A 13,667-nucleotide genomic window follows, 5' to 3' on the forward strand; every position below is an offset into this window, starting at 1 on the left:
AAAGCGTGTCGAATGATCGAGTGTTTTCAGTTTGAAGGTTCGGGCATCGAGCTCCGCCGACTAATTGTTGAATTAAATAAAAAGATCTATTGGCGAAGAAATGTGGAGTGGCAACGAAAAAGTGAAAAAGTATTTGGGGGCGGGCATGTGCTCGATTTTGTTGAGCCGATTTTGCTTCCAATTGAAGACACGCTAACGGTTTTCTAAAAAGCCCATCCCGTTAAGAAAACAGGTTTTAAAATCGATCTGCATGTCTATTCTTCTCTGTCAGGACAGTTGTCGTAAGGCACAAATAAATTAAGCTCCAGAATTTGTTTTTCTGGAGCCTATGTCGGGTCAATCCATCAAGGTGATTTGTAATACAAATCGGATTAGAAAGAGATAGGATGAATCTTTTTTTAGATTGCCATTAACCTGCATGTGAATCGGCTATCGGTTTTTGGAACGCGTATCCCATGTCCCAAGGGAAATAGATCCATGTATCCTGACTGACTTCGGTCACAAAAGTGTCAACGAGTGCGCGGCCTTTCGGTTTTGCATAAACTGTTGCGAAATGGGCCTTCGGAATCATATCGCGAACGATTTTTGCTGTTTTACCCGTGTCAGTCAAATCGTCGACAACGAGAACTCCTTCTCCATCATCGACTTTGACGTTGTCGCTAATTCCCTTAAGTATCTCCATTTCCGATTGGTGTCGGTAATCGTGATAAGATGCAATACATACAGTTTCTATAAGGCGAATCCCAAGTTCACGACAGATAATAGCAGCGGGAACCAAACCGCCGCGGGTGATGGCAACCATAGAACGCCATTCCTTTTTCTGGTCAGCAATACGCCACGCCAAGGCGCGTGCATCACGATGAAATTGATCCCAGCTTACGGGAAAAGCTTTATCCGGAAGCGACATACCAAGCTCCTAAATTTCCAAAAATTTTGATTGTGCCTTGTAATCCTTTTTTACCGTCCATATCAAGCAGTTAGCCATCAGTTATATCATTTGCCGATTAGAATCTGTGTCAGATCGGCTCGCAACCATAAAGTCACCGCAATCAGATGTTTGCGATTCGCAAGAATAGACATTGAACAAAGCGATGAACGATTGATGGTTAGAATCTGCATCGCGACAGCGAATTTACGATATGGGTTTTAATTCACCGAAACGATAAACCGGAAACCGGTTAAACCGGCTTTTTGTTCCGTTACAATAGACAATTATTGGCAATCAACGTTCGGCAGTACCGTAAAAAGTCAAACAAGATCGCGCTTTTTGGCGTTTGAGGGATCAGCAAAAATATGTATTTAGCTGGTGTACTTATGTCGGGAAAAGCAAGAATTTTTAAACGAGTTGAAAATTTTTTGCTAAAAGGTGTTGACCTGACGCGATCTCGCCCGTATGTTCCGCCCACTTTCATCAGGTAATCACCATAGTGAAAGAGCGCGTAGCTCAGCCGGTAGAGCAACTGACTTTTAATCAGTAGGTCCAGGGTTCGAATCCCTGCGCGCTCACCAGTTCATCAAAAAGTTTGTTTTTATAAAACTGGTCTGATTTACATTCTTTTCCGTATAACAAAATTAATTGCTTTAACTCCCGTAGGGTCGGAATAGGCTTCCGAATTTTATTTCCCTTGTGCTATTTGCTTGCCTCTCAACCTCATTATCACATTGGTCGGTATTGCAAAATCAAGAAGGGCGACAGGATTGGAAAAGCGCGTTTGTTAACGATATTTTAAGAAAGTCGGCTCACGCGCGTATACACTTCTTAAAGAATTATTAAAGATGTGTTAATTGAAACGGCATGAAATCTTATCCAACACGATAAGGCTCGGGAACGTGGGTAAATATGTCAAGGTTAATGATCGCCTCACGTCACCTTCTCTTATTGATGGTTAAATCAGACGGGTTAGTTGATGCTGTTAGAAGTTGAAAAGAATACAAAGAACAAAAGCAAGGTTTTTGCTCGTGGTTTATTTGTTTCAGTCGTTGCAATAATGCTTTCAGCGTGTGCCAATCATGCAAAAGAAGTAGCAGGCACAACGCCTGTCAAACCCGAAAGCAGCCAAGTAAAAGCTTATACAGTAATACCTGCTGCAAAACCGGCAACACCGCATTTGAGAAAAGCAGTACAGGCCGAAAATAGCTTCTATAAAGAAGGCAAGACCGCAAGGCCCATTGCTTATCTTTCAACATCCGAACGGGCATATAAAAAAGTAGGTCGTGCGTCATGGTATGGAGCAGCTTTCAACGGTCGTTTGACGGCGAATGGCGAGATTTATGATATGCATAATTTGACGGCGGCCCATCCGACAATGCCTCTCCCGAGTTATGCACGCGTAACAAATCTGGAAAATGGCGCTTCCATAATTGTTCGCGTCAATGACAGAGGGCCTTTTGCAGCTGATCGGGTTATTGACCTCTCTAAACAAGCAGCCACAATGCTTGATTATAAAGATGACGGTTTGGCTGACGTAAAAGTGGAATATGTCGGGCGGGCTCCCATTGAAGGGAATGATAAAGAGTTCCTTATGGCGTCTTACAAGCCAGGCAATATCACTCCCGAGACATTGCTCGCTATGGCCGGGGTAAACCTTAATTTGCCGACGACACAGAATGCATCGGAAAATTCCAACATAGAAGCTGCTCCACAATTTAATGAGCAGACGACAATTGGAACGACTTACCCGAATTTACCGGACGTTGGACCTCTTCCTGCTTTCAAGCCGGAAAACTCCCAATTGGTGGCCTTTGCTGATCAGGCGATCAAGAACTCTAAAGATGACGTTTTCAATACCGTTCTCAATCACAATGACAATTTAAAATCTGTTCCTGTTTCGAAGGATTCTTCTGCAAATAAAGCTGGAAAACCGGCCGACAAAAACGACATGAAAGAGAGCGCAAAAACAACTGTTGGAAAAGATTTTGCGAAAGCCGAGGTAAAGTCGGCTGCAAGAGTTGCAAAAGCAGCCGTTGGAACACCGGATCATGGTCTTGAACTGGCTTGGGCAACAGGTGTGAGTGAAGCTTTCAGTTTTGCTAGTCTCCGTTAAGCACTTGAGTGAACCGCTGGTTTGTGCTGAAATCAAATCACGGAGACCAATGATGCGCTCAACTATTATCAAACTGTTATTGTCCATTTTTTTCGCTTTTGTAACGTCGAAATCTTTTGGCCAAAATTTTGAAGTTTCAGCCACACAAGCGATCATGATCGACGGTGAGACAGGGTCGATACTTTATCAGAAAAGCCCTCACACGAAATTTGAACCTGCATCTCTTGCCAAACTGATGACTGCGGAAGTGGTTTTTCATCTGCTCGATAGTGGCGCATTGCGTGAAGACCAGCTTTTTCACATCAGCATTAACGCATGGAGGACCGGAGGTGCACCATCGCGGACAAATACAATGTTTGCTCCGGTTAATAGTGATATAAGCGTTCTTGATTTGCTGCGCGGCATGATTATCGTAAACGGCAATGATGCGGCAATTGCTTTGGCGGAAGGTATTTCCGGCAGTGAAGAAAAATTTGCTGATCTTATGAATGAACGAGCCAAAGAATTGGGGCTGAACTCGAGCCATTTTGTAAATGCAACCGGATTACCGCAAAATGGCCAATATACCACCGCCAGCGATATTGTAAGATTATCACGATATATAGCGACGCATTATCCGAAATATTTCAAAATTTATTCCGAGCCGGAAATAACCTGGAGCAGAATTACCCAACGTAATAAAAATCCGCTTTTTGCATTGGATATCGGTGCTCAAGGTTTTGCAAATGCCTATAGTGACAGTTCAGGATTTTCCACATCTTCAGTTATCCAGAATAATAACAGACAACTTTTTCTGGTTTTAAACGGTATTAAAAAAGAAAAAGATCGGCCGACCGAAGCAGCGAAATTATTGAACTGGGGAATGAATGCATTCGAATTCAAACAGGTTTTTCCGAAAGATGTAATTGTTGGTTACGCACGTGTTTTTGGCGGCGTGAAGCCGGTTGTCCCGCTTTCGGTCAAGGAGCCTGTCGACATTTTGATGAATGTCGAAAAAAAACCGGTCATATCGGCCAGGATCGTTTATCATGGCCCATTGGACGCGCCTATATCGCCTAATGTTGAAGTCGGTAAATTACAAATATTGGCGAATAAAACCGTTCTTCTGGAAAAGCCGGTTTTTACTGCTGATGAAGTTCATGAGACAGGACTTGTCGGAAAAGCCAAAGATGCCTTATATGAACTGACAATCGGTTGGCTAAGAAAATATATTTGATCTGTCATAAATAATATTCAGGATTTCAAAGTGAGTGGCTATTTTTTTACATTCGAGGGTGGGGAGGGTGCTGGAAAGTCTACTCAAATCAATCTATTAGGACAATTCCTTAAACAAAAAGGTTATGACGTGGTTGTTACCCGCGAACCCGGTGGCACTGAGGGTGGCGAGGCAATAAGGCATGTCCTTCTTTCGGGAAGCGCTTTAAAAGCCGGTAAGCTTTTTGAGGCCACACTTTTTGCCGCCGCACGCATTGATCATGTGAACGAAGTCATCGAACCGGCATTAAAAGAAGGAAAAATTGTCTTGTGTGACCGGTTCATTGATTCGACCAGAGTTTATCAGGGGGCAAATGGCGAGAATATCAATCAATATCTCGAGATACTCGAGAAATCGGCAATTCATGGGCATATGCCCGATATCACTTTTATACTGGATTTACCGGCAAAAGCGGGTATGGAAAGGGCAAATAAGCGGCGTGGAAAGGCCGTAAAAGTGGACCGTTTTGAAAAAGACGCTCTTGCAGTTCAAGAAGCGCGTCGGCAAGCCTTCCTCAAAATAGCGGAAGCAGAACCGCAAAGATGTTATGTTATCGATGCAACCCGGGATATTAATGACATCGCGAAAAAAATAGAAAATATAACTTTGCTTTTTTTGGACAGGAAAAAAGATGCCAGAACTTGAAACGCCAAGACAATATGATGACATTGATGGCGTTATCCGTCCTTCGCAAAACACACATATTTTTGGCCACAACAGCGTAATAAGCTCGCTCGGCAATATGCGCAAAGAGGGGCGTCTCCATCACGCCCTGTTGTTTGGAGGCCCGCTTGGTATCGGAAAGGCAACATTAGCTTACCATCTGGCATGGAATATTCTTTCCTCGGCTTCCGGAGATTTTATAGCACCCGATGATAGCTCGCCGATTTGGCGGCAAATTGCTCAAGGCAGTCATCCTTCCGTTATCCATATTTCAAGGCGATATGACAACAAAACAGAACGCTTCAATACCGGTATAACGATTGACGATATAAGAGAAATCAACCGGTTTTTAGGTCAAACCTCCTATAATGGTGGCTGGCGAGTCGTGATCATCGATACCGCTGACGATATGAATAGGGCTGCCGCAAACGGCGTTTTGAAAACCCTTGAAGAACCACCGGAAAAAACGCTTTTTATTCTTATATCGAATTCGTCGGGACGTTTATTACCGACAATCCGTTCGCGCTGTCATCTCGTCAAATTTCGTCCACTTGATTACGATAATATGGAAAAAGCGCTCCACCATATTTTGGTAAACCAGTTACCACAGACATCTGAATTGGACGCAATCATAGCAGAATCCGAGGGAAGTGTCAGAAAAGCAGCTCTATTGATATGTTATGGCGGAATGGAAATTATCCGTGTTCAACGGGAACTATTGAATGGGTCGGTCTTTGATGTCGTTAAAGCTCAGACAATTGCGCAAGCCTTATCGGGGCGCGACGCTATCATTCAATTTCACCAGTTTTGCGATAATTTGCTTTCTATTATCTCATCAAAAGCGATGAAAGCAGGGCTTGGCGGGAATTCGTTGCTAAGTAACCGCTATGCCGATGCTTGGAAGAATATTGCCGACGAGATCGCAAAAACAGAAGCTTTTAATCTGGATAAAAAACAATTTGTGATTAATGTTCTTTATAAGCTTCATAAATTGATTGCGGAAGATGTCTGACTATTTGGTTTTTCCGTGACAAGTGCCTCAACTATCGCTATGTCAGATGAAAAGCTGATATTGATATAGTTGGATATCCGATGCGTGAAAAATTTTATATAACAACACCGATTTTTTATCCGAATGGCAATCCCCATATAGGTCATGCCTATAACGCTATTGCAACAGATGCTATGGCACGTTTTGAACGAGCCAATGGCAAGGATGTGTTTTTTCTTTCCGGCACCGACGAGCATGGTTTAAAAATGCAGCAGACTGCCGAAAAACTGGGATTGACACCACTGGAGCTGGCGGACCGTAACAGCGCCGTATTTCAAAAAATGCTCAAGACATTGAATGTCTCGAATGATGACTTTATTCGCACAACCGAAAAGCGCCATTATGATGCCTGTCAGGCCATCTGGAAGTTGATGGAAGAAAACGGCGACATTTATCTTGATCGTTATTCGGGCTGGTATTCTGTGCGTCAGGAAGCTTACTATGACGAGAGCGACACTGAAGTAGGGGAAGATGGAATCCGGCGGGAGAAAGAAGTCGGTTCACCGGTGGAATGGAATGAAGAGGAAAGCTATTTTTTCCGTCTGTCTAAATATGAAGATCGTTTATTGGAATTTTACGAAAAAAATCCCGACTTCATTGGTCCGAATGAACGCCGGAACGAAATTATCAGTTTTGTGAAATCCGGTCTGAAAGACCTTTCGATATCCCGTACAACATTCAATTGGGGAATACCGGTACCGGGTAATCCCAAGCATGTCATGTATGTGTGGGTCGATGCGCTGACAAACTATCTGACAGCCACCGGTTTTCCGAACAAGAATACGCCAAGGGCAAATTTTTGGCCTGCGAATGCCCATATCATCGGTAAAGATATTATTCGCTTTCATGCAATCTATTGGCCGGCATTTTTAATGTCGGCGGGGATTGCGCTTCCAAAGCGTGTTTTTGCACACGGATTTTTATTGAACCGTGGGGAAAAAATGTCGAAATCAGTCGGAAATGTTATTGATCCGTTCAAGATGGTTGAACATTACGGCCTTGATCAGGTGCGCTATTTCTTTCTGCGGGAAGTGCCGTTCGGTCAGGATGGAAGTTATAGTCACGATGCTATCGTCAATCGGACAAACGCTGATCTCGCCAATGATCTTGGTAATCTCGCGCAGAGATCACTTTCGATGATTATGAAAAACTGTGATGGCCTTGTGCCGGTTCCTGACAAATTTCTTAAGCAGGATAGCGAGCTTTTGGATAAATGCAAAAACGCGCTTCAAATAGCTCGTGAAACAATGGCAAAGCAAGCACCGCATTTGGCTTTAAGTGCCATTTTCGCAGTTATTTCGGATGCGAATCGTTATTTTGCTGGCGAAGAACCGTGGGCACTAAAAAAGACGGATTTCAAACGCTTCTCGACGGTTCTTTATGTAACAGTTGAAGTACTGAGAGAAGTTGGCATTTTGCTTTGTCCTTTCATTCCGCAATCAGCTTCAAAACTCCTTGATTTGCTGGCAATTGATCAAAACGAACGTATGCTTGATGATATAGTTAACCGGAAAATTGTTCCGGAAACGAAATTGCCGGCACCAGAGCCGGTATTTCCACGTTACGTTCCCACAGAAGACGAAGATTGACCATGCTTGTCGATACACATTGCCATCTGGATTTCGAGACTTTCAGCAAAGAGCTCAATGAAGTCGTCGATCGTGCTCATAAGGCCGGCGTGGCTCGGATGATCACTATTTCCACGATTGTTCGGGATATGGACAAGCTGTTGGATATAACAGAACGGTTCGAGGATGTGTATTGCTCGGTTGGCACACATCCAAGTTCTTCTCATGACGAAAATGACACGACAGCTGAAAAACTTCTGGAATTTGCAAAAAATCCGAAAGTTGTGGCGATAGGCGAGGTGGGGCTCGATTACCATTATGACGATGCTACACCCGCGGAGCAAAAACGTAATTTTCACGAACATATCGTTGCCGCCCGCGAAAGCCTTTTGCCACTTGTTATCCATACACGCGATGCCGACAATGACACACGCGACATTCTGGTTGAAGAAACAAAAAAAGGAAGATTTCCTTTCATCCTTCATAGTTTTTCATCCGGAGGTGAGCTTGCACAAACGGCACTGGAACTTGGCGGATATATCTCGTTTTCAGGCATATTGACGTTCAAAAATGCTGAAAATGTCCGCCAGATTGCCAAAACCGTGCCAATAGAACGAGTGTTGGTCGAAACCGATTCACCTTATCTCGCGCCCGTGCCGTTCAGGGGCAAGACAAATGAACCTTCCTTTGTCAAACAGACTGCGTTAGTATTGGCTGATGTTCTTGGTGTCCCGTTTGATGAAATAGCCAAGCACACCACGGAAAATGCTTACCGTATTTTCTCCAAGATGAAATAGGACAAGATTTATGCAAGATCGCTACAAGTTTACAATACTTGGTTGCGGCTCCTCGCCGGGGGTTCCCCGTGCTAATGGTGATTGGGGGGCATGCAACCCCGATAATCCTAAAAATTATCGCTATCGCGCATCGATATTGATTGAACGTATCAAGGAAAATGGAGATCGAACAACCGTTGTTGTCGACACAGGGCCAGACTTCCGTTCGCAGATGGTTGACCATCATGTTCATGAAATAACGTCTGTCGTCTATACTCATCCTCATGCAGATCATATTCACGGAATTGATGATCTGAGGACTTATGCAATAAGCCAACATCATCTTATGAATATCTATACCGATGATGAGACATACCAAAGACTGGACGAAGCATTTGGCTATTGTTTCAAAACGCCGGAAGGGTCGAATTATCCTCCAATATTAAACCGTATAAGAATTACCCCTTACAACAAATTCACGATAGATGGTGCGGGCGGGCCGATAACCCTTATGCCTGTTTTACAAATACACGGGGATATCCACTCGCTCGGTTTCCGGCTGGATAACGTCGCCTATTGTACCGATGTGAATGCTTTTCCTGAAGAGACCCCACAATATCTCGAAAACCTTGATGTGTTGATTATCGGTGCTCTTCAATATCGCCCTCATCCAAGTCATTTTTCCGTCGACCAAGCGGTTGAATGGGGTAAAAAACTCAATGCCAAGCGGGTTATCTTGACACATATGCATATTGCTCTGGATTACGACGAGGTGGCGAAATATACGCCCGACAATGTCGAACCAGCCTATCAAGGACTAACTTTCGAGGTCGACGCAAAATAGGCCCATTGAATAAAAATGCCGGCACAATATTCTCGGTTAAAAAACATCCAGATGTCGGCATTTTTTCTGCAAGATGTCGGGTAATATAATCACATATTACGGTGATGATTACATGGCACTGTGAAAACTTCCCAGTTTTGGAATGAGCCCAAAATCCTGTCGACTAATCAATGACTCCAGTTAACAAACAGCTTTGAAACTGGCCATCTTTTCAGTTTTTTGTTCCCAAAGATCATGAATTTGAGAGGCTGAAAAGAGTGCGCCGGACAAATTCGGAATATTGGGTTTTAACCCATTATCCGGCATATCGAATGGGTTATATTGATTGATTAGCTATCTCGTTACTAAAGTGGATAGCAAAAATAATTTGTTAGCTTCATCGCATACGGAAATCTATTAGTTCAAAATGTCGAAGTTTTTAGCATTTCCGCAACCACAACAAGGGCAGGTGGAGCGCTCAATTTTATCATGACGGTGTCTACTCGACTTAATATCCGTATGATCTTATAGAAAACAGGTAATATCCGAAAATATTCCCTTATTTTTTGAGATTGCAAACTTGAGAAATTTTATATAGTTTACGCCCTAAAATAAATTGAGGGCGATATGAAACTGGATTTACACAACGTAAAAGCCGGATATGGCAAGTTGACAATCTTGCACGATATTTCCGTCAATTTTATTCCTGGTGAAGTTACAGCTCTTATCGGTCAAAATGGTTGTGGCAAATCAACGCTTCTCAAAGCGATCATGGGGTTTTTGGATCTTCAAGGTGGCAAGATCACCTTGGATGGGCGCGATATCAGAAGTTTTCATCGGAAAAAACTTGCGCAACTCGTTTCATATCTTCCTCAGGAGAGTTTTTGTCCCGATTATCTGACATTGGGACAACTTATCGAGCTCTCCTCTTATGCACGTAATTCTTTGTTTTCCGGCCCGTCAGCGAAAGATCGCGAATATTTCCATCAGGTTCTCGAGATTGTCGGGCTAGCTGACAAGGCGCATTTACCAGTTAATTCTCTTTCGGGCGGACAAAAGCAAAGAGCCTGGCTCGCGCTCGTATTGGCGCAAAAAACCGATATGATATTGCTTGACGAGCCGGTCAATCATCTCGATGTCAAATATCAGTACGCTATTTTGAAGCTCGTTCGGGAATTGAGTTGCGAGCTGAAAAAGACTGTCATCGTCGTTTTGCACGATATCAATCTGGCGACCTATTTTGCCGATTATGTTGTGATGGTGAAAGCGGGCAAAATTCATGCTCACGGCCGAACGCAAGATGTTGTTACGGAAGAAAATTTACAGCAAGTCTTCGGAATTCCGGCAGAATTGTTTGTTCATAACGGGCATCTCATTTGTCAGCCTTATCCCGACGCGGCCCAGTCTGTTCGTTACATGGAAGAATAAAATGAATTTTTCCAAGTTCTGGGCTGGGAGTGTTGTTCTTTTTTTATTTGTTTTCTATCTCGGAATAGCTTGGGGTGGCACATTTTCTTCGCCGTCTGATGTTTTTCAAGTTCTGGTATGGCGAGAGCCGAACAATTATGGTCAGGCATCCATCCTTTACCAGCGCCTCCCACGCGCAATTATTGCTATTTATGCAGGTCTGATTATGGCAAGCTCGGGATTGGTATTTCAAGGGCTTATCCGTAATCCGCTCGCTTCGGCTTCTTCACTCGGAATCAATGCAGGAGCTACGCTTTTTGTCGTGGGTGGTGCGCTACTTTTCGGTGCAAATCTGGCAGAGCAGGGGTTGGCCGCTTTGTGTGGTGGCCTGTTCGGTTTTGTTCTCTGTACAATCATTGCACGTATAGCCGGCGGCAATGAAAAGACCACCGGTCTCATGCTTATTTTATCCGGTTCGCTTGTATCCATGCTGCTCATCGGCCTAAGCAATGCACTTTTACTGTCTTATGCCGATAGAAGAGGCGAGTTCCTGTCATGGATTGCCGGTAATATCAACCATGCATATATTGATCGGTTGTATCAATTCTGGTGGATTGGTATCTTGGCGCTCGCATTGATTTTTATGTTGTCGAAGCCGCTAACCCTCATTCTCCTTGGCAGCGAGAAAGCCTCTTCAATGGGGGTAAGAACGGTCGCTGTTTCCCGCTTCGCTCTGGCATGTGCAATTGTCGCCTCATGTTCTGCCGTAGCGGTCTGCGGACCAATCAGTTTTATAGGTCTGATTGTTCCACATATGATAAAACCGCTTGTCGGACAGGATTTTAAAGTAACTTTACCGGCTTCCGCATTAACGGGAGCAACCCTTTGTCTTTTGGCGAGTACTATCTCGCAAAATGCTTTTCAACCCTATGTCGTCAATACCGGAATTATTCTGGATCTATTCGGCGGTATCGTTTTCATTTTATTGATCCGAAAATTCTATGTTTCTCCAAAGAACAGGAACGACATATGAAGATATCGCGCACACTTGACGAACGGCTTTCGATCCGCTTTGCAAATGGAAAAGAGCTTGTCATCCGCAATTTCCTGGTCGGGATTTTGCTTTTATTGTCCGCATTTTTTCTTTTTCTCATTTCCTTGAATTTGGGGACAATCGATACCGGCCTTTACGATTTCTTGAAACTTGTCTCGGGCGAAGAGATCAATCACCAATCCTATTTTGCTTTATGGGATGTGCGCCTTCCACGTTTGGCTTTGGCATTTTTGATTGGCTGGAGTGTGGCAGTTTCCGGAGCTATTCTACAACCGATTGCCCGTAATCCTTTGGCTGATCCGGGTTTGTTCGGTATCAGTCACGGTTCCTTGACAACGACAATTGTTTTGCTTGCTTTCATTCCTACAGCATCCCGTCTTCTCATCACATTTGCCTCTCTTGCCGGAGGCTTGGGCACCGCATTAGTGTTGCTTGCTTTGGTTGGTAACCGGCATTCTGGCGGTCTGGTCATTCTCTTAATGGGGATTGCCGTTGCAACGGTTCTCGCTTCAATCAATTCTTTCCTGATACTTTATCTGCCAACCGAAGCGTCCTACAATGCATCAAGCTGGATGGCCGGTTCTCTCTTTCAGGCCAACTGGTTAAGCGTTTCGGCATTTTTACCGCTTTTTGTGTTCAGCCTCGTCGGAATTTTTCTCTCAGGACATTCGCTTAACCGGTACGACTTGGGAAACGAGCTTGCGCAGTCGCTCGGTGAACCGGTTATCATTTCCCGTCCCCTATTATTATTATTCGCAGTCTTGTTAAGTGCCGCTTCTGTAACAATTGTGGGGCCGCTTGCTTTTTTAGGCATTCTGGCACCGCAACTTGCACAATTTATGAGTGGTGCGAATGGGAGTGCCAGACTTTATCTTTCGGGTCTTGTGGGGGCAAATCTCGTCATCGGGGCCGACATCATTTCGAAAAACGCAACAACCATTGCTATGCCTTTGGGATTAACAACCACCATTATCGGTGTTCCGTTGTTCATTATCGTTTTACGCCTAAAAACCCTTCGTCAGTATTTTCAAAAATAAGGAAATATTTCATGCGTATCAAATATTCAACTTTGTTAATTAGCACTGTTCTACTGACAATTTCCGCAACCGCCGAGGCTCGGGAAGTCGTTGATACTATGGGGCGCACAGTCGATATTCCGGATCATCCCGAGAGGGTCGTTGTAATGAGTGAGCCAGCAATCGCCATTCCGATGATCGAGCTTGGAGTCAATCCGATTGGCAGTTTTGGCCGCGCCGATGACGGCACATATCAGGTCGGTGCCGATTTCATTGATACTCTGTTCGGGCCGAACCAGAAAAAACCTCAAGGAATAGGGAATAACCGTCAAGTTGATCTTGAAAAACTTTATTCAATGAAACCGGATCTTATTATTGGTACGGAGTTCGATGTCGATAAGGTCAAACAGCTTTCTACCGTTGCGCCCGTCTATATGCAGCATTACACAACCGGCCATCTTGATAATTTTGTCATTGAAGAAAACCTTGCAAAACTTTTTGGCAAAGAAACCGCATTCCAAACTCTAAAAGAAAAATATCTTGAAGATGTTCAGGAAACAAAAAAACAGCTTCCGGAAAGTCTCGAAAACAAGACATATCTACCCGTCATCATAATGGATCAGATCAACATTGTGGGAGAGGGAATTGGCGTTTCTCAACCTCTTAATGATTTGGGGATGAAACCTTTTGAAGTTTCGAACGACAAGACCCATTCAGACGGATCTCCAAAAATAGTATTGCCAATCAGTGCAGAAACATTCGGTTCCCTTAATCCGGATATTCTTGTTGTAATCATTAACTGGGGGGCCCCTGACAAAAGCGTTGAAGCGACAAACGAAGCTTTGAATAAATTGGTGCCGGGGTGGGCAACCTATATGAAACCGGCGCGTGAGGGACGAGTCATTTATCTTGATGGCTCCAAGGTCTTCACACCCAGTTTTTTGAGTGCCCGTTACACATTAGGCGAAGTGAGAAAATGGGCCAAAACAAAATGAGGATATTTTGTTTCA

General features: G+C 44.0%; 13 protein-coding genes and 1 tRNA gene. 13 read left to right on the top strand and 1 reads right to left on the bottom strand.

Features of this window, described 5'->3' with window-relative positions:
• A partial coding sequence (locus tag H3S82_RS11145; RefSeq protein ID WP_210326699.1) for a hypothetical protein occupies positions 1–207 on the top strand: 207 nt, incomplete at its 5' end.
• Positions 208–409: 202 nt separating this feature from the next.
• Here the strand turns inward: H3S82_RS11145 and gpt are convergent.
• Positions 410–907 (bottom strand): xanthine phosphoribosyltransferase, encoded by a 498-nt coding sequence (gene gpt, locus H3S82_RS06940; protein WP_078039507.1) that lies wholly within the window; start codon positions 905–907, stop codon positions 410–412.
• 526 nt (positions 908–1,433) lie between these two features.
• On the opposite strand from gpt, the gene H3S82_RS06945 reads away from it, so the two are divergent.
• From H3S82_RS06945 to H3S82_RS07000, 12 genes are all read left to right on the top strand, one after another.
• A tRNA-Lys gene (locus H3S82_RS06945) sits at positions 1,434–1,509 on the top strand.
• A 398-nt stretch (positions 1,510–1,907) separates the two neighbouring features.
• The gene (locus H3S82_RS06950) at positions 1,908–3,044 is read left to right on the top strand and encodes a septal ring lytic transglycosylase RlpA family protein (protein WP_246785246.1); all 1,137 of its coding nucleotides are present in this window, start codon (positions 1,908–1,910) and stop codon (positions 3,042–3,044) included.
• Positions 3,045–3,093: 49 nt separating this feature from the next.
• Positions 3,094–4,260 carry a D-alanyl-D-alanine carboxypeptidase family protein gene (locus tag H3S82_RS06955; RefSeq protein ID WP_369458837.1) on the top strand — a complete coding sequence of 389 codons (1,167 nt, stop codon included), beginning with the start codon at positions 3,094–3,096 and terminating at the stop codon, positions 4,258–4,260.
• A gap of 30 nt (positions 4,261–4,290) precedes the next feature.
• Positions 4,291–4,944 carry a dTMP kinase gene (gene tmk, locus H3S82_RS06960; protein WP_198232065.1) on the top strand — a complete coding sequence of 218 codons (654 nt, stop codon included), beginning with the start codon at positions 4,291–4,293 and terminating at the stop codon, positions 4,942–4,944.
• Entirely contained in the window at positions 4,931–5,974 is a 1,044-nt protein-coding gene (locus H3S82_RS06965) for a DNA polymerase III subunit delta' (protein ID WP_198232064.1), read from the top strand. The genes tmk and H3S82_RS06965 overlap by 14 nt, the downstream gene beginning before the upstream one ends.
• Before the next feature lie 80 nt (positions 5,975–6,054).
• Positions 6,055–7,602, top strand: a complete 1,548-nt coding sequence (gene metG / locus H3S82_RS06970) for a methionine--tRNA ligase (RefSeq protein ID WP_198232063.1) — start codon at positions 6,055–6,057, stop codon at positions 7,600–7,602.
• Positions 7,603–7,604: 2 nt separating this feature from the next.
• Complete coding sequence (locus tag H3S82_RS06975) at positions 7,605–8,378, top strand: TatD family hydrolase (protein ID WP_198232062.1); 774 nt, start codon at positions 7,605–7,607, stop codon at positions 8,376–8,378.
• A gap of 10 nt (positions 8,379–8,388) precedes the next feature.
• Positions 8,389–9,201, top strand: coding sequence for an MBL fold metallo-hydrolase (locus tag H3S82_RS06980; RefSeq protein ID WP_198232061.1), 813 nt, complete (start codon positions 8,389–8,391; stop codon positions 9,199–9,201).
• Positions 9,202–9,807: 606 nt separating this feature from the next.
• On the top strand, positions 9,808–10,608 hold the full coding sequence (locus H3S82_RS06985; RefSeq protein WP_198232060.1) for an ABC transporter ATP-binding protein: 801 nt from the start codon (positions 9,808–9,810) through the stop codon (positions 10,606–10,608).
• A gap of 1 nt (position 10,609) precedes the next feature.
• Complete coding sequence (locus H3S82_RS06990; protein ID WP_198232059.1) at positions 10,610–11,620, top strand: iron ABC transporter permease; 1,011 nt, start codon at positions 10,610–10,612, stop codon at positions 11,618–11,620.
• Positions 11,617–12,678: an iron ABC transporter permease gene (locus H3S82_RS06995; protein WP_198232058.1), complete on the top strand. Its 1,062-nt coding sequence runs from the start codon at positions 11,617–11,619 to the stop codon at positions 12,676–12,678. The genes H3S82_RS06990 and H3S82_RS06995 overlap by 4 nt, the downstream gene beginning before the upstream one ends.
• Positions 12,679–12,689: 11 nt before the next feature.
• Positions 12,690–13,652 (top strand): ABC transporter substrate-binding protein, encoded by a 963-nt coding sequence (locus H3S82_RS07000; protein WP_198232057.1) that lies wholly within the window; start codon positions 12,690–12,692, stop codon positions 13,650–13,652.
• Positions 13,653–13,667: the final 15 nt, after the last annotated feature.

The organism is Bartonella sp. M0192, from assembly GCF_016102305.1.
Classification (GTDB): Bacteria; Pseudomonadota; Alphaproteobacteria; order Rhizobiales; family Rhizobiaceae; genus Bartonella; species Bartonella apihabitans.